The sequence below is a fragment of the Sediminibacterium soli genome (genome assembly GCF_009939225.1).
In the GTDB taxonomy this organism is placed as follows: Bacteria; Bacteroidota; Bacteroidia; order Chitinophagales; family Chitinophagaceae; genus Sediminibacterium; species Sediminibacterium soli.
Genome location: NZ_JAACJR010000003.1, coordinates 371,689 through 396,578, shown reverse-complemented (window position 1 = coordinate 396,578; position 24,890 = coordinate 371,689). Strand labels below are relative to the sequence as shown.

General features: G+C 50.0%; 19 protein-coding genes. 9 read left to right on the top strand and 10 right to left on the bottom strand.

Features of this window, described 5'->3' with window-relative positions; genetic code table 11:
• Nucleotides 1–6 precede the first annotated feature (6 nt).
• The 5 genes from GWC94_RS01805 to mutY form a co-directional block, all read right to left on the bottom strand.
• Complete coding sequence (locus GWC94_RS01805) at nt 7–594, bottom strand: DUF3109 family protein (RefSeq protein ID WP_161833287.1); 588 nt, start codon at nt 592–594, stop codon at nt 7–9.
• Between the two features lie 207 nt (nt 595–801).
• Entirely contained in the window at nt 802–1,416 is a 615-nt protein-coding gene (gene gldD / locus GWC94_RS01800; protein ID WP_235918421.1) for a gliding motility lipoprotein GldD, read from the bottom strand.
• 9 nt (nt 1,417–1,425) lie between these two features.
• The gene (gene gldE, locus GWC94_RS01795) at nt 1,426–2,778 is read right to left on the bottom strand and encodes a gliding motility-associated protein GldE (protein ID WP_235918420.1); all 1,353 of its coding nucleotides are present in this window, start codon (nt 2,776–2,778) and stop codon (nt 1,426–1,428) included.
• 60 nt (nt 2,779–2,838) lie between these two features.
• Nucleotides 2,839–3,267 (bottom strand): single-stranded DNA-binding protein, encoded by a 429-nt coding sequence (locus tag GWC94_RS01790; protein WP_161833286.1) that lies wholly within the window; start codon nt 3,265–3,267, stop codon nt 2,839–2,841.
• Between the two features lie 108 nt (nt 3,268–3,375).
• On the bottom strand, nt 3,376–4,449 hold the full coding sequence (gene mutY, locus GWC94_RS01785) for an A/G-specific adenine glycosylase (protein WP_161833285.1): 1,074 nt from the start codon (nt 4,447–4,449) through the stop codon (nt 3,376–3,378).
• Nucleotides 4,450–4,638: 189 nt separating this feature from the next.
• Here mutY and GWC94_RS01780 point away from each other — a divergent pair, with 189 nt between their 5' ends.
• From GWC94_RS01780 to GWC94_RS01770, 3 genes are all read left to right on the top strand, one after another.
• Nucleotides 4,639–4,929, top strand: coding sequence for an HU family DNA-binding protein (locus tag GWC94_RS01780; protein ID WP_161833284.1), 291 nt, complete (start codon nt 4,639–4,641; stop codon nt 4,927–4,929).
• 9 nt (nt 4,930–4,938) lie between these two features.
• A complete protein-coding gene (locus GWC94_RS01775; RefSeq protein ID WP_161833283.1) occupies nt 4,939–5,787 on the top strand; it encodes a tetratricopeptide repeat protein in 849 nt (282 codons plus the stop codon).
• A 303-nt stretch (nt 5,788–6,090) separates the two neighbouring features.
• Nucleotides 6,091–7,641, top strand: a complete 1,551-nt coding sequence (locus GWC94_RS01770) for an Rne/Rng family ribonuclease (protein ID WP_161833282.1) — start codon at nt 6,091–6,093, stop codon at nt 7,639–7,641.
• 83 nt (nt 7,642–7,724) lie between these two features.
• On the opposite strand, the gene GWC94_RS01765 is transcribed toward GWC94_RS01770, so the two are convergent.
• The 4 genes from GWC94_RS01765 to GWC94_RS01750 form a co-directional block, all read right to left on the bottom strand.
• Nucleotides 7,725–8,432, bottom strand: a complete 708-nt coding sequence (locus tag GWC94_RS01765) for a hypothetical protein (RefSeq protein ID WP_161833281.1) — start codon at nt 8,430–8,432, stop codon at nt 7,725–7,727.
• An 80-nt stretch (nt 8,433–8,512) separates the two neighbouring features.
• Nucleotides 8,513–10,150: a RagB/SusD family nutrient uptake outer membrane protein gene (locus GWC94_RS01760; RefSeq protein ID WP_202628601.1), complete on the bottom strand. Its 1,638-nt coding sequence runs from the start codon at nt 10,148–10,150 to the stop codon at nt 8,513–8,515.
• A 22-nt stretch (nt 10,151–10,172) separates the two neighbouring features.
• Nucleotides 10,173–13,352 (bottom strand): SusC/RagA family TonB-linked outer membrane protein, encoded by a 3,180-nt coding sequence (locus tag GWC94_RS01755; RefSeq protein WP_161833280.1) that lies wholly within the window; start codon nt 13,350–13,352, stop codon nt 10,173–10,175.
• Nucleotides 13,353–13,744: 392 nt separating this feature from the next.
• Nucleotides 13,745–14,401, bottom strand: a complete 657-nt coding sequence (locus tag GWC94_RS01750) for a hypothetical protein (protein ID WP_161833279.1) — start codon at nt 14,399–14,401, stop codon at nt 13,745–13,747.
• Nucleotides 14,402–14,895: 494 nt separating this feature from the next.
• Here GWC94_RS01750 and radA point away from each other — a divergent pair, with 494 nt between their 5' ends.
• The 5 genes from radA to ricT all read left to right on the top strand — a co-directional run bounded on the left by radA (nt 14,896) and on the right by ricT (nt 20,910).
• Nucleotides 14,896–16,266, top strand: a complete 1,371-nt coding sequence (gene radA / locus GWC94_RS01745) for a DNA repair protein RadA (protein WP_161833278.1) — start codon at nt 14,896–14,898, stop codon at nt 16,264–16,266.
• 230 nt (nt 16,267–16,496) lie between these two features.
• Entirely contained in the window at nt 16,497–17,192 is a 696-nt protein-coding gene (locus GWC94_RS01740; RefSeq protein WP_161833277.1) for a ComF family protein, read from the top strand.
• Nucleotides 17,193–17,308: 116 nt separating this feature from the next.
• Entirely contained in the window at nt 17,309–17,842 is a 534-nt protein-coding gene (locus tag GWC94_RS01735) for a glutathione peroxidase (RefSeq protein WP_161833276.1), read from the top strand.
• Between the two features lie 57 nt (nt 17,843–17,899).
• Nucleotides 17,900–19,159 (top strand): DNA polymerase III subunit, encoded by a 1,260-nt coding sequence (locus tag GWC94_RS01730; protein WP_235918419.1) that lies wholly within the window; start codon nt 17,900–17,902, stop codon nt 19,157–19,159.
• A 308-nt stretch (nt 19,160–19,467) separates the two neighbouring features.
• Nucleotides 19,468–20,910 carry a regulatory iron-sulfur-containing complex subunit RicT gene (ricT, locus tag GWC94_RS01725; RefSeq protein ID WP_161833275.1) on the top strand — a complete coding sequence of 481 codons (1,443 nt, stop codon included), beginning with the start codon at nt 19,468–19,470 and terminating at the stop codon, nt 20,908–20,910.
• A gap of 186 nt (nt 20,911–21,096) precedes the next feature.
• Here the strand turns inward: ricT and GWC94_RS01720 are convergent, their stop codons facing one another.
• Complete coding sequence (locus GWC94_RS01720; protein WP_161833274.1) at nt 21,097–22,815, bottom strand: M3 family oligoendopeptidase; 1,719 nt, start codon at nt 22,813–22,815, stop codon at nt 21,097–21,099.
• A 107-nt stretch (nt 22,816–22,922) separates the two neighbouring features.
• Between GWC94_RS01720 and mutL the strand changes: the two genes are divergently transcribed.
• The gene (gene mutL / locus GWC94_RS01715; protein ID WP_161833273.1) at nt 22,923–24,782 is read left to right on the top strand and encodes a DNA mismatch repair endonuclease MutL; all 1,860 of its coding nucleotides are present in this window, start codon (nt 22,923–22,925) and stop codon (nt 24,780–24,782) included.
• Nucleotides 24,783–24,890: the final 108 nt, after the last annotated feature.

The following is a 24,890-nucleotide window of genomic DNA, read 5'->3' as shown; positions in this document are numbered from 1 at the left end:
TCGGGGTTATTTGGTTTGTTTCAGGTGTTCGGCCGTTGCTGAAAGCGCTTCGTAAAATCCTTCGCCGTATTTGCGGATCAGCGATTCTTTCAGGAACACATATACAGGCACTTTCAGTTTTTTTCCAAGACCGCAGGCGGCGCGGCAAAGATCCTGCCTTGGTTCATAATTCACATATTCCACATCGGGATCGCGTTTGCTTTTTTGTGTTTTGATGGGAAAAAGATGGCAGCTGAGGGGTTTTTTCCAGTCGAGCCTGCCATCGTTATACGCCTGTTCTATGCTGCACTTGATTATTCCTTTTTCATCGCGCACGCCATAGGCGCAGATGCCCCCGTTGATGGTGGGCGTTACCCAGCCGAATTCTTTATCAAACAGGTACTTGCCCTGGCGTTTTACTTCGGCCAGGCCTTCGGCTGTCATATAGGGTTTGATGACATCGTAGTTGTCTTTGAGTTTTTCCAGCTCCCATTTTTCCATGGGCGCCCCTGCGTCGCCGTCTTCGCAGCAGCCACCCTTGCATTTGGCGAGGTCGCAGACAAATTGCTCCTCTATCACTTCATCACTGACCAGTATATTGTCTATCGCAATCATATGCGTTATTTGATCATTCAAAGATAACCCAATCGCCTATAACAAAGGGTTATATTCCGGCAGGATGGACAAGGACAGTCTCTCTGATTTTTAACATTTCCGGGGTAACCCGCAGCCTGTTTCAAACGTATTAACGGGTACACTGGCAGAGGTGAGGATGAACCAGTGTTTGCCTTGGGCCGCCCTTCAGAAGGGCGGCTTATTTCCTTATTTCCACTTGAAGGTATTGATCAGGTGCCGCATATCCTCCACCAGAAAACGGTTCACCATACCCAGTGAATCCTCGTTGGGTGTGGCGTCAAAATACAGGGCACCCCGCAGAAAATGGCGGGTGGTATCGGTTAAAAAAAACTGGTTGGCCGTGGCTACATTACCCCCCACGCTGAAAAACATACCATGTACCCCCAGCGGCGTGGCCAGGGCCGAGTCTTCGATGGAATAGGCTTTAGAAGTATGTTTGTCCGTGAGCATGAACGCATGTTTGATCAGCGTGTCGAACTTGTTTTTTCCTATGTTCTTATAGCTTACGTATATCCGGCCGGCAAACTGCGGAAAGTCTACATTGATCCACCAGGGATTTTCCGTTGCATCGCCAAAGAAAGTGCTGTCTTTTACAATATTGGCGTATACCGGGTATTCGAACGAATAAGGATACCCGGGCTGGTCAAATACCCGGTATTCCTTTTTCGGAAAGTTTATTTTAAAATAGCCCGTTGGCTTGGGCGTAAACGAGCTGTTGCAGGATGCCAGCGCCGATAATCCGTATACTATCAGCAACAAAACGGCCCTACCGGCACAATGGGAAACGGTTTTTCGGATCATACCCAAATATCAGTAAACCCCTTCGGGCGCCTGTGGTTTAATGGTGACTTTTACTTTCTGTATGCGGTTCTTTTCCACTTCCAGCACCGCAAATTCAAAATCGCCCGAGCCAAGCAGCTTGCCCGGCTGGGGTATCTCGCCTGCGAGTTCAAGAACAAGCCCTGCAAGCGAATCGCTTTCGCCCTTGATGCGGTCGAATGTATCCGTCTGCAGGTCCATGATCTTGCATACATCGTTGATCATGGTGCGGCCTTCAAAGATATAATTGTTGTCGTCCAGTTTCCGGTAAACGGATTCTTCCTCGTCAAATTCGTCTTTGATCTCGCCGATCACTTCTTCAAGAATATCTTCCAGCGTAACGATACCGCTGGTACCGCCAAACTCATCCACCACCACGGCAAAATGTATCCGCTTCGACTGGAATTCCTTTAAAAGGTCTTCGATGAATTTCTGCTCGTGCACAAAAAAAGGCTGGCGCATCAGTCCGTGCCAGTCGTAACCATCGGGTTCATCCAGGTAAGGCAGCAGGTCTTTTGTATGGATCATTCCCACCACATTATCCAGGTCTTCCTTGTACACCGGCAAACGGCTGTAATGCAGGTCGCGCATCGTTATCACCAGCTCACCAAAACCGGTGTCCTGCTCCACCCCATGCACATCCACGCGCGTTTTCATGATCTGTTTAACCGTAATATTGCCGAATTTGACAATACCCTTCAGTATATTTTTCTCATTCTCCGAGGCGATATTCTGCGTGGTAAGATCGATGGCATGATCCAGTTCTTCCAGGCTGTACGAGCCGCTTGACCGGTTGGCCAGCCTGCGCTCTATGATATCGGAGTATTTGACCAGTCCCTTGCTCAGCCCGCTCACCAGGTAGGATATACCCTGTACGATACCGCCGAAGTCTTTGGCAAAACGGATATTGTTCTGCGTGGCCAGCACCTTGGGCATTACCTCGCCAAACAGTACCAGGATGGAGGAGACAACGATCACCTTGATCACAAATTCCACCCATACCGCATCAAAGCGTTCAAAATTGAACATATCATCGATCAGCAGGTTGGAAATGATGATGATGGAGATATTGATAATGCTGTTTGCGATCAGCAACGATGCCAGCAATACTTTCGGATGCTCGAGCATATCCACGATACGCTTGTAACCGGGTGCCTGCTTGGCTTTAAGCAGGTTGATGTCTTTATGTGTGAGAGAGAAAAAAGCAACTTCCGCACCGGACAGTACAAAAGAAAGAAACAAAAGCACCAGCAATACCATTACCAGCACCGTAGTGCCCTGTGCCTGGATAGCGGACAGCAAACTAAGACCGGGAAAAAGCTGGCCAACCGAGTGATGATCCAAAACAGATGGTTTTTGTTAACAATGGGCTTCTGCAAAAATATGGGTTCCGCAATTATATGATCAGAACGGCAATGTTTCGCCGGGATCGGTTGGCGGTGGCACATCGTCTCCGTTGTATCCCTCAAGCGAATCGCCACCCTGTCCGCCATGACCTTCGCCGCGTTTGTCGAGCATGATCAGGTTATCGCCCACCACTTCTGTTGCAAATTTTTTGTTGCCTTCCTTGTCCTCCCAGCTTCTTGTCCGCAAACGGCCTTCCACGTAAATCAGGCTGCCTTTGTGCAGGTATTTCTGTGCCAGTTCGGCCAGGCCCCGCCACAGTACCACGGTATGCCATTCGGTTTGTGAAACCAGTTTGCCCGATCGGTCCTTATAGGTTTCCGTAGTTGCCAGCGGAAATTTGGATACGGCAATATTTCCCTCCAGATGCTGTACATCGGGGTCCTTGCCCAGGTTACCGATCAGCATTACCCGATTAACTCCTCTCATAGAAATGAATTTTTACTTTCTATAGAAAATAGCCCTCCTTAAAAATACGCTTTTTTACGCAGTAAAAGAACGGTAACCGGGCTGCCGTTGCCGGTTGGCCGCAAATGGTTAACCCGTCTGCGGGCGCAGCCCCGCTTTTTCAAGATACTGGGTGATAAAACGCGGATAGGGCAGTTTGTGCAGCACTTTAACAGGTTGCCATTTGTGTTTCTGCAACGATGCCGGAATACTGTCGGTTTGCAGCCAGATAAACTGCCCCCTGATCTGCTGGTGGGTGAGCTGCTGCTGCATCAGCGGAGAAATGCTCTTGATGACTGCATTCCGGATACCCAGCTGCTCCTTCGCCCAGCGCTTTACGGCTTTTTCGTCCCAATGTATGCGCTCCCCGCTTTCGAGCAGATAGAATTCGTACAGGTTTTGCCAGATATCTTTTGCGCTGCGTTCATGAACCAGCAGTTTTCCCTCATGTTCGAATAAAAAATAATAGAACCAGCGATGCCTGCGCTGCAGGGTTTTTTCCTTTACCGGCAGTTCGTTCACCCTTCCTTCCGCAAAAGCCGCACAGCCTGTCTGCAGCGGACAATGGCTGCAGCCGGGAGCAAAGGGTTTGCAGACCAGGGCGCCAAAATCCATGATCGCCTGGTTATAGGCGCCGGGCCGTTCTGTATCGAGCACCTGGCCGGCCAGCTGCGCAAATAACTGCTTCCCTTTTGCCGAATCGATCGGCTCATCCATGCCGAAAAAACGCGACAATACCCTGAAAACATTACCGTCTACCACCGCATAGGGAAGATCGTAAGCAAAAGAGGCAATGGCCGCAGCGGTATAGGGACCTACGCCTTTCAGTGCAAGGATCTCTTCGTAGGAATCCGGAAAAACCCCGTTCCGGCTGTTGGTTACCTGGCGCGCGGTATGCAAAAGGTTCCGGCAGCGGTTGTAATAACCCAATCCCTCCCAGAGCTTAAACACTTCCTGGTCGGCGGCTTTGGCAAGTTTGCCGATGGTTGGGTATTTTTTGATGAACCGCTCGTAATACGCCAGTCCCTGTGCCACCCTTGTCTGCTGCAGTATCACTTCACTGAGCCATATTTTATAGGGGTCTTTTTCGCCTTTCCAGGGCATGGAACGGTCATTTTCCTGTAAATGCCATTGCATGAGTAACTGCGTAAACCGGGATTGCATCGGGCAAATATTCAATAAAAACCGATTGCATAGGGCCGGGAAAACGGTTTCAGAGGGTGTTTTTAGGGCAAAAGGTTGAACGTTTTATCTATCAATCAGTAACGCCTATAATTTTTGTTCCATCTTTCTTGCATTATTCAATCTTTTTAACTTATTTTAAATTCCTGTTTGCACATAAACCAGAAAAAAATGAGAAAATCCGATCTCATCAACCAGATTTCAGACAAGACCGGTATACCCAAAGTGGATGTGCTGGTTACGCTCGAAACCATGTTCAAAGAAGTAAAAGAGAGCCTGTCGAACGGGCAAAATATCTATATCCGTGGCTTCGGCAGCTTTATTACGAAGAAAAGGGCCGCCAAAATCGGCCGCAACATCAAGAAAAATGTTGCCGTTGAGATCCCCGAGCATTATATCCCGGCCTTCAAGCCCGCAAAAGAATTTGTGAGCGAAGTGAAAAGCAAGCGCAAGCCGGAGTAATTTTGCGGGATGAAAAAACAGCAGTGGGTATTACTGGGCAGTGCCCTGGTATTGTGTATTTTATTATTTGTCTTCGGAAAAACGGTTCCCACCCGTAAAACAACAGCCAGTCCCCCAACTGCCCAACAGCATGAGCATCAATCTGTTAGCTTTGAAACCCTGTTAACCCAGGCCAAGGGGCATATTTCTGCGGCCCAGTCGGAGCGTTTGCTGAAACTGGAAAATGCAGTGGTAAGAGGCGATGTAAAAGAGCAGCAGATCCATGTTTACCACCGGCTTGCCCGGTTCTGGGCCGATTCCGCGCATGTATTTGAACCCTATGCTTATTATACGGGGGAAGCTGCGAAGTTGGAAAATTCTGAAAAAAGCCTCACCTTTGCCGCCCATCAGTTTTTAGACGGACTGATGCGCGAGGAACAGCCTGCCATGCAAAACTGGCTGGCCGGGAACGCGAAAGATCTTTTTGAAAAAGCATTGGTCATCAATCCCCATAACGATTCGAGCAGGATCGGGCTGGGAGCCTGTTATATTTTCGGGCATATTTCAGAGAATCCGATGGAGGGCATCCTGCCTATCCGGACGATCGTTGAAAAAAATCCCGGTAACCTGTACGGCCAGATGATTCTTGCGCTGGGTGGTAAGAGAAGCGGCCAGTATGATAAGGCGATTGAACGTTTCCTGATCATCATCAACAAAGAGCCCGAGAATGTGGAAGCGACACTGAATATGGCCGAGTGCTACGAACTGAAGGGGGATAAGGCAAACGCGGTAAAGTGGTACGAGCGGACAAAACAACTGGTAAAGCTTCCGGAAGCCCAGACAGAACTGACAAAGAGAACCGACGAACTGAAAAAATAAATTATTTAACTCACTTAAAATTACTCTGTGTATGCCTTGTGGTAAGAAGAGAAAGCGTCATAAAATCGCGACACACAAACGCAAGAAGCGCTTAAGAAAGAATCGTCATAAGAAGAAGAAATAACTTTCTTGACCTGTCGGGCATGCCCGGCAGGTTTTTTACACTTTACTGGATTTCGCCATTACCTTCCCGCTGCAACTTTTACCTTATCCTTCCTTATCAGGTGGCGAGCGTTACAGATACAAAGTGTGGTAGAGCTGCCGCATACCCGGCTGTGATTTTGCATTAAAAAGTTGCATTTTGTGAACAAAGAACTGATTATTAACTCCGGCCCTTCAGGCGTTGAGATCGCTTTCCTGGAGGATAAAAAACTGGTGGAGCTGCACAATGAAAAGTCAGACGCCATTTTCGCAGTGGGAGACCTTTACCTCGGAAAAGTCAAAAAACTGATACCGGGTCTCAACGCCGCATTTGTGGATGTGGGTTTTGAGAAAGACGCCTTCCTGCATTACACCGATCTCAGTCCTTACGTACGCTCCATCCTTAAATTCACGCAGCTGGCGATGAACGACAAGGAGCCGAACGGTTTTGATTTCGCCAGGTTCCAGTCCGAACCCGAGATCGTAAAAACCGGAAAGATCACCGAAGTACTTAACGGCAAACCGCATGTGCTGGTTCAGATACTGAAAGAGCCGATAGCAGCCAAGGGCCCCAGGCTGAGTTGCGAATTATCGCTGCCCGGCCGGTACGTGGTGCTGACGCCGTTCAACGAGATCGTAGCGGTTTCCAAAAAAGTGCACTCGTCTGAAGAAAGAAAAAGGCTGCACAAGATCGTGGAAGCGATACGCCCGAAGAATTTCGGCGTGATCGTACGCACCGCTGCCGAAGGAAAAAGCACGGCTGAACTGCACCAGGACCTGCTGTCGCTGACAGACACCTGGAAAACCATCAAGACAAACCTCAAAGGCGCTGTGGCCCCCGTTCGCATTATGAGCGAGGAAAACAAGACCAACAGCATTTTGCGCGACCTGCTGAATGCGGATTTCAACAAGGTGATTGTTAACGACAAGAACCTTTTTTCCGTAACGCAGAGTTACATAGAGCGCATTGCCCCCGACAAAAAAGATATCGTCAGCTTTTACCAGAACGGCCTGCCCATTTTTGACCACTATGGAGTAACCAAACAGGTAAAATCTTCTTTCGGTAAAACCGTAAACCTGCCCAGCGGCGCCTACCTGATCATTGAGCATACCGAAGCAATGCATGTGATCGATGTGAACAGCGGCTATAAAAGCGTCAGCAATAACCAGGAAGACAATGCCCTGCAGACCAATCTCGAGGCAGCGGAGGAAATTGCCAGACAGCTGCGGCTGCGTGATATCGGCGGTATCATCGTGATCGATTTTATCGATATGAAACTGCCCGATAACAAACGCAAGCTGCACGAGGCCCTGGAAGGTTTTATGCGAAGCGACAGGGCCAAACATTCGGTGCTGCCTATTTCCAAATTCGGCCTGGCGCAGATCACCCGCCAGCGCATGCGCCCCGAAGTAAACATCAACACTTCCGAAACATGCCCGGTTTGCAACGGCACCGGTAAGATCAGCTCTACCCTGCTGCTGGAAGATGAAATGGAAAAACGCCTGCATTACCTGGCCACACACGGCCACAAAACGCTGGTGCTTACGGTACATCCGATCGTATACTCCTATCTTACCAAGGGTTTGTTCCGATCCATCATCAAAAAATGGAAACGCAAATACCGCATCAACCTCAAAGCGCAGAAGAATACGAATTACCAGCTGATAGAGTTCCGGTTCTTCAACGAACACGAGGAAGAGATCAAGTTTTAAACGAACTGCGGCTGCGCCACCGCGCTGTTTTGCGGATAACTATAAACGAATACGCTCCGGAATCCCGGGGCGTATTCGTTTGTTTATTGTGTATTGTAAAAAAACACCAGCTTCGCCACCTGCTCTATCTTGCCGGGTTTGATCTTGTTGTCTTCGATGTATTTCAGTATTTCCCGCTGTCTGTCTGCCATCAGTTCCAGCAGAAACTCTTTTGTTCTTTTCCAGCGTTTCATGGCGCCGTTCTGAAAAAAATAGTAATCCTCGTAGGTGTCAAATTCCCGGGTGATTTCTCCCGACAGTTCGTTTTTGCGTTCGTTCACCCGCTTTTGTATGGAGCGGAGAAGTGTGCATTTACCTTCGGCCAATACCAGGTAAAACTGTTTGTCGGTTTTATCATCCACGGGTGGAAAGCCGGTCTGCCACTGGTATAACAGAACGCCTTCCCTCGTGGTATCTGCATAACGAAGCTCTTTTACCAGGCCCGCTTCCAGTGTCATGGCAACACCGTCCCGGCCAATCGCCTGCACGCTTTGCAACAACAGGTCTATACGCGTCTTTACGCCGCTGAGGTTCCTGCCCTGCCGGAGCACAATGTCTGCGTATTTGTATTCGTTTGAATAAAATGCAGAACCCCTGCCCTCATCCGTGGCGGTGATAATGGGGCGGCCAAAGGCATCGCTAAGTGTTACCTGCGTGCCAAAACGTGTATTGGAGGAAGTGCCGCTCAGCGAACCCTGCGCCAGGCAGACGGTATGGCTGATACAAACCAGGCAGAAAAGAATGCTGCGCATCGTTTCGGTTTTACAATTACGGTAATTCTCTGATCAAAAAAGGGGCCCTTCCGGGCCCCAAAAAACTGCACACAAGAAAACTATTTTGGATTCTTGACCGGAGCGCTTCCGGCTGCAGGCGGGTTATACGCCAGTTCGTTATCCGGAACATCCCAATAGTCGAGGTAACCGTATACCAGCGTTGCGTTGGTATTCAGTGTGCCGTTGGCGGCAATCACCGTACAGCCGGTTCTTGATTTATCGGGTGCTATGATCTCCCATCTGCGGGCATCATAGAAAGACAGTCCTTTAAAGGCAAGTGCAATCCTGCGCTCTTTTCTCAGTTCTTCGTAGGCTGCCGCCTGCGTCATTCCCGAGCCCAGGGGTGTTAAACCCGCGCCCTGGTAATTGCGCACGTTGTTGATAGACTGCGTACCGGCATCTATGTTACCGGTCATGATCATGGCTTCGGCCTTCATCAGCTCGTTTTCCTCATAGGTGCCGCAAAGCGTGATCTCGTTGCCGCCCGATGCCGTATTGGCCCAGGTTATCACGCCTGCCATACCACCACCGCCGTTGATCAGGCTGTAGCGTGTATTAAAGGCATTACCGCGGTCTGTGTTGAAAATACCGACAGAGCTAAGCGTACGTACGTTGTTGTCTCTGCGTTTATCACCCGCAGTGAACTCCTGCACCCAGCGCTCGCTCAGTTTGTAGGTACCGGTAGCCGCTCCGAGTGACTGTATCTTGTCGGCAATCGTTGTACCCAGGAAATCACCGTTTACATCGGTACGGCCGGTAAAGATGAAGTCTGACGATGTGATGCCGGCATTGACCAGTGTCAGGATGCTGTTCCACTGTGTGGCCGTCATCGCAGAGCGTGTGCTGTTCACGAGCAGGTTACGCGCTTTCATGGTGTTGATGTTACGCTGCCACATAGCCGTTGTGAATACACCGCCTTTTCCTTTCTGCAAAAAGGAAGGAAGCAATTTGCCAAGCATGGTTGCATAGTCGGTTGGCGATGTAACCGCCGCCAGGGCGGTGGCGCATTTGTCGAAATTGGCGTTCGACTCTGCTATGATCGCTTCTTTTGTCACATAGCTACCATTGGTAGATGCGGAAGTGGTGGTCTGGTTCTGGATAAGACCCGCATAATAAATAGAACCGACACGCGCATACGCGTATCCTTTCCACCAGTATGCCCAGGCCAGCACCGTTGACTTTTTACTGGCCGCACCCGATCCGGAGAACGTGGTGTTATTAGCGATCTCGATGATAGAGTTGGCGGCAGTGATCATATTGTACATATACGCCCATTCGTAAAAAGTGGGGTTGCCACCCTGCTGGGCGTTCACATTCACCGCACGCAATAAGGCGTACTGCGTGTTGATGGCGCTGGGGTTTAATACCACTGTTCCGTTATCCAGTGTTACTTTATTGGGACAACCGATCTGGTTCATATAGGCATTGGCCGCTTCGGCGCCTATGATATCGCCCATCAGTTCATGAAACCCCGTGGCGCCGGCCCAGAACCTGCCGTATACACCGTCGGAATATTTGAGGTTGTAAAAACCGTTCCGGTAAATAGAACCCTGTGCAAGCGAAACAACGCCATCTTCGTTCTGTGCACTGGAAGGAGTCGGCTGGTTGGTATTGGATATATCCAGGTCCTTTTTGCAGGATGCAAAACAAAGCATCGATGCTCCCAGGATACCAGTCATGATTATTTTATAGCTCATAGCTGCAATGTTTTTGTATTAATTAAAATCCAACATTGAGTCCTACGGTATAGGCCCTTGTGTTGGGAATGGTATTATGGTCTACTCCACGGTCAAATGTGGAGTTGGAAGCACCTGAGCTAACCTCGGGATCCATGCCTGTGTACTTGGTAAAAGTAACCAGGTTACGACCCGAAAGCACCAGCTGCAGTTTCTGCACGCCCTTGATATGAAACAGTTTTGCAAAATCGAGCGAAGCCGAGATATTTCTCAGACGCATAAAGGAAGCGTCTTCATAGAAGTAATCCTTGGTTCCGTTGTTGGCGCCCGCCTGGTAAATACCACGGTAGAAAGCCGTATATGCATGTGTTTCTCCGTTAACCGTGATGGGAATTGCATAGTCGCCGGAAATACCATCGCGGTACATCCACTCCTTGGTCTGGTTATACAGGTGGCTGCCTTTAACCCAATCCCACTGCATGCTGAGCCCGATCATTCCCTTGTAGGAAAGGTTGTTGATAAAGCTCATGTTGAAATTGGGGTTCGGATCGCCAAATGAATACTGACTGGCCGTGTTAACAGGACGCTTGGTTGTTTTATCAACCACCCATCCGTTGCTGGCTATTTCATAGTTGCCCTGTGAAGCTTTGGGTATCACGGGCTGGCCGGTGCGCGGCTCTATCTGGTCCACTGATTTCAGTATCAGGAAGCCAAACAACTGGCCGATCTTCTGACCTGCTTTCAGCGTTAACCCTGTACTGCCCGCAGCGGAAGTTACCACCACATCGGGACCGCTGATGCTTGTGATCTCGGATGTCTGCTTGCTGAAATTGGTTGTCATATCCCAGGTGAAATCACGCGTGGTCAGCATGTTCAGGCTAAGAGAAGCCTGTACGCCGCGTGAACCCAGTCCGAATGCATTGTTCAATATACTTCCCACACCGGTTGAAGGCGCAGCATCCACACGGTAGATGGCGTTGTCCGTATTTCTTTTCCAGTAGGTGAACGATAAATTGGCATTACGCAGCCAGGATCCCTTCAGCAGGTTGATGCCGAGATCCACACCCAATTCTGTTTCCTTGGAAAGCTCCACGGCCAGTTTTGGATTGGGGCTGGTGATCGGGAAGGTATACACGCTTGTCTGGCCAAGGTTGGTGGCAGACAATACAGGAAAACGCTGGAAAGCGCCGGGCTGTATACCTGCTTCACCATAGGCCGCTCTCAGTTTGAGAGTATGCAGCACATTGGATATGCTGGACTGCTGCCAGAACTTAAACCCTGAGATATTCAGGAACGCATCGCCGCGGGGAAAGGTCTGCGCATTGGCACCGCTGCCGAATGCGGAAGAATAGTCGCTGCGAACACCAACAGACAAACCCGCGATATCGCCATATTCAAAACGCTGGTTGGCAAGAAAACCGTAGGTCACAAATGGTTCTTCGTAGTCGGAGATCACTTTGTATACGCCGGCCTGGGCTGCGTTCCAGGGATAGTAGCCGGGGGCATCGTAGCCGTATGCAGAGAATGTTCTGTAATAGTTTTTGCGGTAGTCAAATGCCAGCGTAGTGGTGGTACGGATCGGCAGTTTGATACGGAAATCTTTTTCAAAATCGGTACGCACGGTGGCCGTTCCGATAAAGTTCTGGAAGGTTGTCCTTTCAAAATAATTATCTATTTCACCGGTGCTCGCCGGCGTGGCGTTTGGATTGTAATTGCTGAAGAAGTAATCATGGTAAATGGCATTCTTGTTGCCCACCTGGTCTTCATAGCGATAGGTAGTGTTCTCCGCGCGGTAGTTGAGGCTGTATTTTGCATCCAACTCAACAAATTTCGGGAAACGGTAGTTCAGGTCAAAACTCTGGATCACATCGAGTTTGTTGATCAGTGTGCTTGAGTATTGGTTCTCGTAGTTGGGGTTGTAACCGTTCACACCTGCCGCATCACCGAAATAAACGCCGTAGTTACCATCCGGATCACGGTAATCGTAATTGGCAAAGGGACGTGTATTGTTCAGTGCAAACAAAATGCTGCGGCCGCTTTGTTCGTTAAGCGTATTGCGGGTGTAGATCAGTTGCGTAAGACTGGTCAGCTTTAGGTTTTTGGCCAGTTCAATACCCAGTTTACCCGTAAGGTTGCTGCGGGTATAATCGCCCAGTTTTTTAAAGTTGGCGTTTTGTTTGTTGAAAGAAGCAGACAGTAAAAAGTCAACCCTTTCGCGTGTTCCGGAAACGGTTACGGAATTGTTCAGTACATAGCCTTTCTGGAAGAACATTTTGTAATGATCGTAATACTTCAGGTTGGCATTGTAGGCTTTCTCCGCATAGCTGGTGGCGCTGAGAGAATTGTACTGTACGTTGGCATCGTAAGTGCCGAGCACCGGATCGAAATTGAGCGGCGCACCGCTTGATTGGATCACATTGCCGCTGGCATCGGTAACAAATGCGTGCCGGTCTGCTTTGTGCACCTTACCTACGTTCAGCAATTCTGTGGAAGTTGCGCTGCTGCTCACATCGATATTCAGGCGGCCCGCTTTTCCTTTCTTGGTAAACAGCTGTATAACGCCGTTGGCGCCCTGCGCACCGTAGAGCGAAGCGGCCGCGGCGCCCTGCACCACTTCCACACGCTCGATGATGTTTACATCGATGGTGTTCAGATCGGTGGCACCCACCTGCAGACCATCCATCAGGATCATCGGAAAGGTACCGCCCTGTATGGTGTTAACACCTCTCAGCAATATATTCAGGGGCTGGCCAGGGTTACCGTTGGTACTGGTGATCTGCGCACCGGCAACCTGTCCAACAAGCTGCTGACCCACATCACCCGAACTGACTTTTACCTGGTTGGCAAGATTAACCGTTTCCACGGCAATGGCCACTTTCTTTTTACTGGTGGCGGCGCCCACACCGGTAACCACCACTTCGCTGAGTGATTTAACATCGGGCGCCATCTGCACCATCAGGTTGGAAGAGGAAGCCACCACCTGCTGGTCTTCAAAACCCAGCGCGCTAATGAGCAGCGTGGTCCCGCTTTGCACTTTGATCGAAAAAGAGCCGTCTAAATTGGTCATGGTACCCGTCCGGGTGCCTTTGGCCACCACAGAGGCAGCAGGAATTGGCGCCCCTTTGTCGTCCACCACCTTACCGGTAATGGGGTTTGTTTGCTGCGCGATGCCCAGGGACAGGGCAAAGAGAACCGCACAGCTTGTAAGCAGTTTTTTTCTCATGTTGTTAATTTTTTAGTACCTCCTTACTTACCTAAGGAGGTACTAAATGTATTAAAAATTCGTTAAATTACGAATGAGCAATTAATTTAATTTTTGCCAAATCTCCCCGCTTACCGAATCGATCCTGATTTTGCACCGTACATACCGATAAAAAACCATTTATCATTGCTACGATATTAGAATAATATAAATTATAAAAAATAGTACTTTATAACGAACTATAGAAGTGTTTCATATATGCTATTATGCTAATTTTTTATCGGCAGCCAGGATCTGCATGGTCATTTGCCTTTGAAGGCGGTGTTCCGGGAGCTGCTCCCTGGTTAGGGTGCGTGGGAAGGGCACGGCAAAGGGTCTGGCCGCAAGACCGCCAGCATTGAAGGAGCTGCTGCTTACAGGGTATTATAGTACGCCACGAGCCGGGCAATATGGTCGATATTGACCATGCGCAGTTTATTGTTTTCGATATAGGCCGACAGATCCGCCTGTTTATCCGAGAGTTCTTCGAGCAGGAAGTCTTTTTCCCGCTTCAGTTTTTTCAGCACGCCCTTATTGAAAAAATAATACGATTCGATGTCTTCGTAGTCGGTAAAAATCTCGTTACTGGCTGCATTCCTTTTCTCCGTTCCTTTTTTATCAATCAGTTTAAGCACCTGGCATTTGCCGTCGGCCAGCACCACGTAAAAATGTTCGCCGGTCTTTCCGTCAAATTCGGGATAACCCGCACGCAAACGGTACACGTTGATCCTTTCCGAGACCGTATCGGAGAAAACCACCTCCTTCACCATGCCGGAAGGCAGCACCGCTTCAATGCCGCTGGCAATGATCTGCACTTCGCGCTTGTACAGGTTAACCCGGGCCTGCACGTTCAACATCTTTCGTCCACGCTGCAGCAGGAGATCGGAATAGTGAAATGCTTCCGTAAAAAAAGGAGACCCGATATTGTATGATAGAGCCGGCCGGATAGCATCCGGTTGCGGCGGGGAAAAAGAAACGGAAAGCGGAATAGACACCGCCAGGGCAAGCAGCCAGGTCAGCACCAGTTGCATCGTTATCGATTGTTGGCCAAAGGTACTCAATCGCGCAAAAGCCGCCTAAAATTAGTTTATCAAAAAAGATAATATGAATGGAAATTTATTTCTTCTTTCACAAGATTTTTTTGCCATCCATAAAGCCGGTGAACCGGTGTGAGTTATGCAAATGAATATTTTTTTTATGTATTATATAAATTATTTTCATTTAATTACTTATGATAATATATAAAGAATTTTTACCAATTTTTCCGGCTTGTTTTTCCGGCCTGTTTGACGGATTTTTTCTCCCCGAAAATCCCGCTGCGGAATCAAAAATAATTTGGGCGTCTGCCCCATTATTGTAACTTAGTACCAGAATTTAATGGGTTAGTAAGTAAACAGGGTCAGCAGCAATGTTGGCCCTTTTACGTGCCCCTCCCTTTCTCTTTTTACACCATCGTCAACGCTTTCTTTTCCTGTTTAGTATACGCGTATCGTTACCGGTTTGTAACGGTTGTTATCTTTAGTCCATGAGCAAAATCAAAACGGCATTTTTCTGCAGCAACTGTGGTTATGAAAGCGCCAAATGGCTGGGTAAATGTCCGGCATGCAACGAATGGAACACGTTTACCGAAGAAGTGCTCGACAAAGGTTCCGCCAAAGAAGAAAGCTGGAGCGATTACAACAGCGATAAAAGATCGGCAAAAACCGTGGCCCTTTCCGATGTGACCGGTGATCCCGAAAAAAGGATCGTTACCGGGGATGCGGAGCTTAACCGCGTGCTCGGTGGCGGTATTGTTGCGGGAAGCATCGTACTGGTGGCCGGCGAACCCGGCATCGGCAAAAGCACTTTGTTTCTTCAGAATGGTTTGCTGCTGAAGCAGCTTCGTGTGCTGTACATCAGCGGTGAGGAAAGCGAGCAGCAGATAAAGATGCGTGCAGACAGGCTGAAAGCAAGCAACGATAATTTTTACCTGCTCACCGAAACGGCCACGCAGACGATCTTCAAAGAGATCCGGAAACTGAAACCGCATCTGGTGATCGTAGACTCGGTGCAGACCCTGCAATCCAATCTGATCGATTCTTCCGCCGGCAGTGTATCGCAGATACGCGAATGCGCTGCCGAATTTCAACGTTTTGCAAAAGATACGGGCACGCCCGTTTTTTTGATCGGCCATATTACCAAAGACGGCACCATTGCAGGACCCAAGATACTGGAGCATATGGTTGATACCGTTCTGCAGTTTGAGGGCGACCGCCATTATGCCTACCGCATTCTGCGCACGCTGAAGAACCGTTTTGGCAGCACTTCGGAACTGGGTATTTACGAGATGACGGGCGAAGGCATGCGTACCGTATCCAATCCATCCGAAATACTTATTGCCCAGCGCGAGGAGCAGCTCAGCGGAAGCGCGATCGCCGCAACCCTCGAAGGCATGCGGCCGCTGCTGGTGGAAGTGCAGGCGCTGGTAACACAGAGTGTATACGGCACCCCGCAGAGAACGGTAACAGGGTTTGACCTTCGCCGTTTGCAGTTATTGCTGGCGGTACTCGAAAAACGCGGCGGCTTCCAGTTCGGCATGAAGGATGTGTTTGTGAACATCGCCGGCGGTATCAAGGTGGAAGACCCCTCTATCGACCTGGCGGTGATCTGCGCCCTGCTCTCATCGTACGAAGATGTACCGCTTCCTGCCCATATCTGCTTTGCCGGCGAAGTGGGCCTCAACGGCGAAATACGCGCCGTGAACCGCATTGAACAGCGCATCGCCGAAGCGGAAAAACTCGGCTTCGAAAAGATCATCGTCTCCCGCTACAACAAAAAAAGCTTCGACCCCAAAGCCTACCGCATACAGGTGATCGCGCTGAGCAGGGTGGATGAGGTGTATAGGCAGTTGTTTTAGGTAACGAGTTGGCCTGAGGCAACGTAAGTTATCGTGAATCGATGTGAGTTGGCGTGAGGGGGAATATAGAATATCGTTGGTAGTTAGGCACGTTGGGTCAAAGGAATTCCTGGACGGTTTTCACCTCCCCAGTAACTCACGTCGATTCACGATAGCTCACCTCAACTCACGATACAATTCACCCGTACAAATACCCTACCCTCTACCCACAGGTTTTCGCAATTTGCAGGATGCATTTAACGGGAAGGGGTTTATCGGATCTGCTGCATTTGTTTTATCCGCATAACTGTGAGGGATGCGGAACAGATCGTGTTCTCCAGGATCAGTTGCTCTGTGCAAAATGCAGACAGCAGCTGCCGGCTACAGGATTTTTTGGCATCGCGGACAACCCGGTTGAAAGGATATTCTATGGCAGGTGCCGGGTAGCGGCAGCCGCATCCCTGTATTATTTTACCAAGCACTCGCTGCTGCAGCATATACTGGTGCAGCTGAAATACCGCGGCAACCGGGATGCCGGCACCTATCTTGGCAGGATGATGGGGCATGCCTTGCGGAACACATCGCGTTTTGCCGGGGTTGATATGCTGATTCCCCTGCCGCTGAACGAACAGAAAGAATACCGGAGGGGGTACAACCAGTCGGCGGTTATTGCCCATGCCATTGCCGGGGTATGGCATAAAAAAGTGGTAACCGATGCTGTGACCCGTAACCGGTTCACCGAAACACAGACCCACCGGAACCGTATCGGCCGCTGGCAGAATATGCAGGATGTGTTTGACGTAACGAACGCCGCTGTCCTGGCAAATAAACACATACTCCTGATCGACGATGTGGTAACCACCGGCGCCACGCTGGAGGCCTGCGGCTCGGCGATCCTGCGGGCGGGCGCCATACTCAGCATTGCCACCGCAGCCTATACAAACTGACGCCTATATACCCATCCGCCGACCCGGGCAGTCCTTCATCCGTTCACCGATAAGTTCAGGTAATACAAATCCGGTTCGCAACTCTTGTTTATCTTTAATGTCCTAAACGACAACCCATGAAATACCTGTTGACAGTCCTGACGGTGGCCCTGTTAAGTGCATTTACCCTGAAAGGCGATCCAAGCATACACCAGTTCAAAGTAAAATCCATTGAAGGCGGAACGATCGATTTTGCCAAGTTCAAAGGCAAGAAGATACTGGTTGTAAACACCGCATCCAAATGCGGCTTCACTCCGCAATACGAAGCATTGCAAAAAATTTCAGATGAGTACAAAGACAAACTGGTGATCGTTGGTTTCCCTGCCAACAATTTCAAAGAGCAGGAACCAGGCACCGATGCCGATATACAGGAGTTCTGCAAAGCACGGTACGGTGTTAAGTTTCCGCTGGCCAGCAAGGTGAGCGTAAAAGGAGACGATACCGCACCCATCTACAAATGGCTTACCAGCAAATCCGAGAACGGCGTACTGGATGCAACCATTTCCTGGAATTTCAACAAGTTCCTGCTGGATGAAAACGGAAAGATGATCGCCTATTTCCCCAGTAATGTAAAACCGGATAGCGAGGATATTTTAAAATACCTGCGATAGAAATCCCGCATAACGAACAGAAACACCGGATAAGCAATTTTATCCGGTGTTTTTATTTTGACAGGTACCGCGGTGCGGTTTATTTTCCGCACGGAGGAGGCAGAATCCGTTATTTTTGACGCGATGTTATTCAGCGATGTGATAGGACAGCAGGAAGTAAAAAAGCACCTGGCCGAGATGGTGGAACAGAACCGCCTGAGCCATGCATTGCTGTTCCTGGGTAAAGAGGGCAGCGGGGCACTACCGCTGGCCATGGCATTTGCCCAGTATGTGGTAAGCCTGCCACAGCCATCGCCCGCAGTGGAAGACCTGTTTGGCGGGATGACGGCGCTGGCACCTGCTTTCCTGCATCCCGACGGCATTGCCTCGCAGCCGGCATTTGAAAGGGCAAGACAGCTGATACACCCCGATCTGCATTTTTCCTATCCCGTTATCCCGAAAAAAAGCGGCGACAAACCCGTCAGTGCCGATTATATCGGCGAGTGGCGCGAGTTCATACAGCTGTATCCTTACGGCAATGTGTACGACTGGCTGCAGTTTATCGGCGCGGAGAACAAACAGGGTAATATTACCGCAGACGAGTGCAATGATATCATCCGCAAACTGAACCTGAAGAGTTTTGAGAGCGAATACAAGGTGCTGCTGCTATGGATGCCCGAATACCTGGGTAAGGAAGGCAATAAATTATTAAAGCTGATAGAAGAGCCGCCGCCGAATACCCTGTTCCTGCTGGTTGCCGAAAACGAAGAACAGATTCTTGCCACCATCCTGAGCCGCTGCCAGCTGGTAAAAGTACCGATGCCCGAAGACCGTGATGTGGAACAGGCACTGGTTGAAAGAGCCCGTGCCCAACCCGAGACCGCCAGACAGATAGCCGCCATCAGCGAAGGCAATTACCGCGAGGCGCTGCAGTTGCTGCAGCATGCCGACGAAGACTGGCAAAGTCTTTTGCGTGAATGGCTTAACGCCACTTTAAAAGGCGGACCGGTGGCGCAGGTAAAATTTGTTGAAGAAGCCAGTAAGCTGGGCCGTGAAAAGCAGAAACAGTTTCTGCGGTATTTTAACCACCTGCTGGAGCAGAGCATACGCATAAAAGTGCTCGGCGCCGATAATGTGGTGGTAGCGGATAATGAAAAGGATTTTGCCGGGCGGCTGAACAAGATCGCATCGGTAAGCCAGCAGCAGTCGGTTATAGCCGAACTTGACCGGGCCGCCTACTATATAGAGCGTAATGCCAATGCCAAGATGCTGTTCCAGGCACTGACCATTAAACTCTACCATATCATTCAGAACAAAACCCTAATTTTGATGGATTGAGGATCCCGCCCGTGGGCAGGATCGTGTGAATGAACGGGGACCCCGGAGAGCGGGAGGCTTATAAGTACTGTTTACTGCTTCTCAATATATTTTGAAGGCAAGATGCTGATTATCAATTATTTACTATCCAGCTCAGCAGCGTACCGAACGCTGAACTGAGTGACACAACGAAGCATCATAGGCATACTGCAGCCCGTTCCCAGGAATTCAAAAGTCAACATTAAACATGCAAAAGGATACTTTATAGGTATTCCCCGGCGTTTGACTTCTGACTTTCGATTTTTGATTTTTGACTTAAAAAACCAGTTATGGGCTGCGGATCTTGTGGTACATCTAACGGTAAACCGGGCGGTTGCAAAAGCAACGGCGGTTGCAGCACGGGCAGCTGTAACCGGATGAACGTGCACGACTGGCTGCTGAACCTTCCGTTCAGCGACCCCGAGAGCAGTTGCAAAGTGGTGGAAGTGACGTTCAAAAACGGCAGCCGCAAGGAATTCTTCCGCAACAGCACCCTTCAATATTTTGAAAAAGGCGAATATATCACCGTGGAAGGCGTAAGCGGTTTCGACGTGGGCGAGATCAGTCTTACGGGTGAACTGGTGCGTTTGCAGCTGAAGAAAAAAGGTGTGGATGAGTTCAGCGCTGAAATGAAAAAAGTGCTGCGCCGCAGTTCGGACCGCGATATCGAAAGCTTCCGGATCAGCAAGGGAAGGGAGAAAGAGGTACTGTCGCGCGGCCGTGCCATTGCCCGACAATTGAATGTTCCGCTCAAACTGAGCGAGGTGGAGATACAGGCCGACGGTAAAAAAGGCACTTTCTTTTACACCGCCGACGACCGCGTTGATTTTCGCGAGCTGATCAAGGTATATGCAGGCGATTTTAAGGTGAAAGTGGAGATGCGCCAGATCGGTATCCGCCAGGAAGCCGCAAAAGTGGGCGGCATCGGCAGCTGCGGACGCGAGTTATGCTGCAGCACCTGGCTGAACGATTTCAAAAGCGTTAACACCACCGCCGCACGTTACCAGAATCTTTCGATCAACCAGACCAAACTCAGCGGCCAGTGCGGCCGTTTGAAATGCTGCCTGAATTACGAACTCGATACCTACCTCGATGCATTGCAGCATTTTCCCGATTATGCCGAAACACTTGATACACTGAGCGGCACCGCGCAGCTGATCAAAAAAGATATTTTCAAGAACCTGATGTGGTATGTGCTGCCTAATAACAGCAAGCATTTCCCGCTGTCTATACAACGGGTGAAAGAGATCAAGCGCATGAACCAGCAGGGTCAGAAAGCCGAGGAACTGCAGCCCGTGGAAATTGCCAGCGGCAAGGCCAAGGAAGAAAGTACCGGTTTTGTGGACCTGGTAGGACAGATCAGCCTGCGTTCGCTGGAGCGTAACGACAAGCGGAGAAGGGATCAGCAACGCAACGAAAAAAGGAACCCGCAACAGGCCAGAGGCGGACAGCCCGGCAGCAATAAACCCGATGGAAGACCCCAGCAGGGCGGGCAGCAACGCCCACAGCAACCAGGTGGCAACAGACCACAGGGACAAAGACCTCCACAGGGTAACAGGCCACAGGGGCAAAGACCGCAGCAGCCAGGCGGACAGCGCCCGCCACAGCAGGGCGACGGCGGACAGAGGCCACAGCAACCAGGCGGCAACAGACCACAGGGCAACCGTCCGCCACAGGGTAACAGGCCGCAGGGGCAAAGGCCTCCGCAAAACAATCCTCCGAAAGAAGAATGATGGTGAATTCGCGGGATATGGATTAACGGATTGCGGATTTGTGGATTATTTTTTCCGATACATAGAAGTAAGCAGCCGGGTTATAATCAGGCTGCTTTTATTTTAGATCATCGGATGTTGGTCAGGCGACCAACATAGGCGGATAATCCGCCAATCCACTAATCCATAATCCGCTAATCCGCCCCCCTACAGCGCCTCCATCTCCTTCGCCGTAAACGCCATCAGTGTTTTGATATGGTCGGGTGAAAGGTCGAATTTCAATCCTGCGGCCTTGTACAGTTCGGGAAGCGTTTTTGTTCCGCCGAGACTAAGCGCCGCAATATAATTGTCAAGCGCCTGTTTCGGATGCTGCCGGTATTGCATCCAGAGACCGATGGCGCCTAATTGGGCGATACCGTATTCGATATAATAAAACGGCACTTCGAATAAATGCAGCTGGCGCTGCCAGCTGATCCTGCGGTATTCGTCAAGGCCTGTGAAATCGATGCTTTTTGTCGAGAACTCGTTAAGGATCGACATCCATTTCTCCGTTCTTTCTTCCACGGTATGCTGCGGGTTCTCATATACCCAGTGCTGGAATTTATCGATGATGGCGATCCAGGGAAAAATGGTGATGGTTCTTTCCAGCTGGTGTTCTTTTGCCCGTTTCAGTTCCGCCGCATCACCAAAAAACGCTTCCCAGTGATACATGCTGAACAATTCCATCGCCATACTTGCCACTTCTGCGATCTCCATCGGGTATTCTTTAAAAGCACTCAGCTCAAGCTGGTGCGCAAGAAAAGAATGAACGGCATGACCTCCCTCGTGAACCATGGTGGTTACATCGCTCATTTGTCCGGCCGCATTCATAAAAATAAACGGCGCACCGCTTTCGGTAAGGGGGCAGTTGTAACCGCCGGGTGCCTTACCCTTACGGCTTTCGAGATCGAAATGATTCATCTCTTTCATCTTCCGCAGGCAGTCTGCAAAGAAGGGATTGAGCTGTTCGAAGCATTTCACCGATTTTTCATACAGTTCGTTTCCTGTGGCAAACGGTTTTAAGGGCTCGGTGCCTTCGGGTTCCGCTTCGGTATCCCAGGGGCGCAGTGTATCGAGACCCAGTTTCTGTTTTTTCTTTTCGTAGATCTTTTCGATCAGCGGCAGCACATGCAGTTTTACGGCTTCGTGGAACTGGAAACAATCCTCTTTCGTATAATCGAAACGGCCGAGTTCCACAAATTTATAGTCGCGGTAATTCGCAAACCCCGCATTCTTCGCCACCTGGTCCCGTTTCTGTACCAGCTGCGAATACAGATCGTGCATGGCCTGTTTGTCCTGCTGCCTCCTATCCTGTATCTTCCGGTATACTTCTTCCCGCAGGTTACGGTCGTGGCTCTCGAGGAATTTACCCGCCTGTTGCAGGGTATATTCCTGCCCGCCCACTTCTACGGTCATTTTGCCGGCGATGGCGCCGTACTGCTGCTGCATAACGCTGAGTTCTGCCTGCAGCGGAATATTTTCTTCCCGGAAAAGATCGATGTTCTTTCTTACCGTACGCAGGTAAGTATAGTATTTCTGGTCATCGAGTTCTCTGGAGAAAGGACTGTCGATCAGCCTGCGGTTAAGCATATCCGCATAGGGCTGGAGTTTGGGTTGGATCTCCATACAGAAATAGGTGAATGCATCTTCGAGCGATTTATCGGTGGTATCGCAGGTCATCCTGATCTGGCGCCAGCAGGCATCTTCGCTTACCACGGCCTCCACTTCACTGATATCCCGCATCCACTGCTCCAGGTCGCCGCGCGAATGGAGGGGTCTGTCGGCAAGGTTCCTGAACAAAGGCTCCAGCGAAGCCCAGTCGCTGATCGTAAAATCCCCGGGTACAAAATGTCTTTCCAGTTTTTTGATATCCGCACTTACTGTCATTACACGTATGTTTTAATCGTCAAATTTACGAAGGGCGGGGCTTAGGAAAATTCTAAACTTTCCCAAAGCTGTTCTATTTTTACAAACTTTATCAAAAGAGAGGGCCAGTGGCGGATATCATACAATTGTTACCGGATAATATTGCGAACCAGATAGCGGCGGGCGAGGTGATCCAGCGGCCGGCAAGCGCTGTCAAAGAGCTGCTGGAAAATGCGGCCGATGCGGGCGCCACCGAGATCAAACTGATCGTGAGCGATGCCGGCAAAGCGCTGATACAGGTGATCGATAACGGCAGGGGTATGAGCGAAACCGATGCGCGCATGGCTTTTGAGCGGCATGCCACCAGCAAGATCCGCCATATCGACGATCTTTTCCGCATCAGGACCATGGGCTTCCGCGGCGAAGCGCTGGCTTCCATTGCCGCGGTTGCGCAGGTGGAGCTGAAGACCCGGAGACCGGAGGATGAATTAGGCACTTATATAGAGATAGAGAACAGCAGCGTACTGAAACAGGAGCCCTGCGCCTGCCCTGTGGGCACCAGCATCAGCATGAAGAATCTTTTCTTCAGCGTACCCGCCAGGCGGAATTTCCTGAAAAGCAATGCGGCGGAAATGCGGCATATCGTGGATGAGTTCATCCGCGTAGCCATGGCTTTCCCCAACATTTTTTTCTCGCTTACCGCCAACGGCCAGGAAATGTTCCACCTCGAAGCAGGAAGTCTTAAGAGCAGGATCGTACAGGTACTGGGCAGCTCCTACAACGCCAAACTGGTGCAGGTAAAAGAGGAAACCGATTACATGAACATCCATGGTTTTGCAGGCAAACCCGAGACTGCGCGCAAAACAAGGGGCGACCAGTATTTCTTTGTCAATAACCGTTTTATCAAAAGCGCTTATCTGAACCACGCGGTCAACAGCGCGTTTGAGAGCATGATCGCCAAAGACAGTTTTCCGAGTTATGTGCTGTATATCGATCTTGATCCATCACAGGTGGATATCAATGTGCACCCTACCAAACAGGAGATCAAGTTCGAGGACGAGAAGATCGTATATGCATTTGCACAGGCCGCGGTGAAACATGCGCTGGCACAGTTCAGTATATCGCCTTCGCTCGATTTTACACTGAATGCAGATATACAGAACCTGGATGCTGTGAACAAACCCTTCACGACCGAAAAAAAAGACGCGGCCGTTTCATCCGATCTGTTCAAAGCTTTTACACAGAAACACCAGGCGCATTTTATCGAACGCGATAACAAAAGCGACCTGAAGCACTGGAAAAGTTTTTACGATACAGCGGGCGAAACACCGTTAGGAACAACCGATGCATCACCGGCTGCAGATGCCGGCAGTCTTTTACTGAAGCCGCATGTGGCCAGCGGACCCGCCATACAGGTGCTGGCAGAAAAACCCCTGCTGCAATTGCATACTACCTATATCATCGCATCCACCAACAATGGCTTCCTGCTTGTTCACCAGCAGTTTGCACATGAACGGATTTTATACGAGCGTTTTGGTATTGCCGCGCATGGAAAAAAAATGGCCACACAGCAAACGATGTTCCCCTCCACCCTCGAACTGGGCCATGCCGATGCAGCCCTGCTCACCGACCTGCTGCCCGATCTGCAGACCATCGGTTACCAGGTAGAACCCTTTGGCAGCAACAGCTTCGTGATACAGGGCATACCGGCAGATATGGATGCCGGCAACGAAAAACATTCGATCGAACTGCTTATCGAACAGTTCAAGCATTTCAGCAGCGATATCAAATTCAGCAAACGGGAGAAACTGGTTCGCTGTATGGCCAGACAGCAGGCCATCAAGGCGGGACAGACCCTGTCGCAAAAAGAAATGTTAACGCTTATCGAAGACCTGTTCACCTGCCATACCCCCAACAGCACCCCCACCGGCAGCCCTACCTATGTTGAGTTCAAAGAAGACTACCTGGACAGAATGTTCGGCAGATAGGAAGGGAGAGAATTGTAGGAGGTTCGATTGCCGATCGCCGATTTGGCGCCACTCGCATATCGAAATTTTTTTTTGCCCGAAGGTTTTGTATCTGTCCTGCGTCAAATA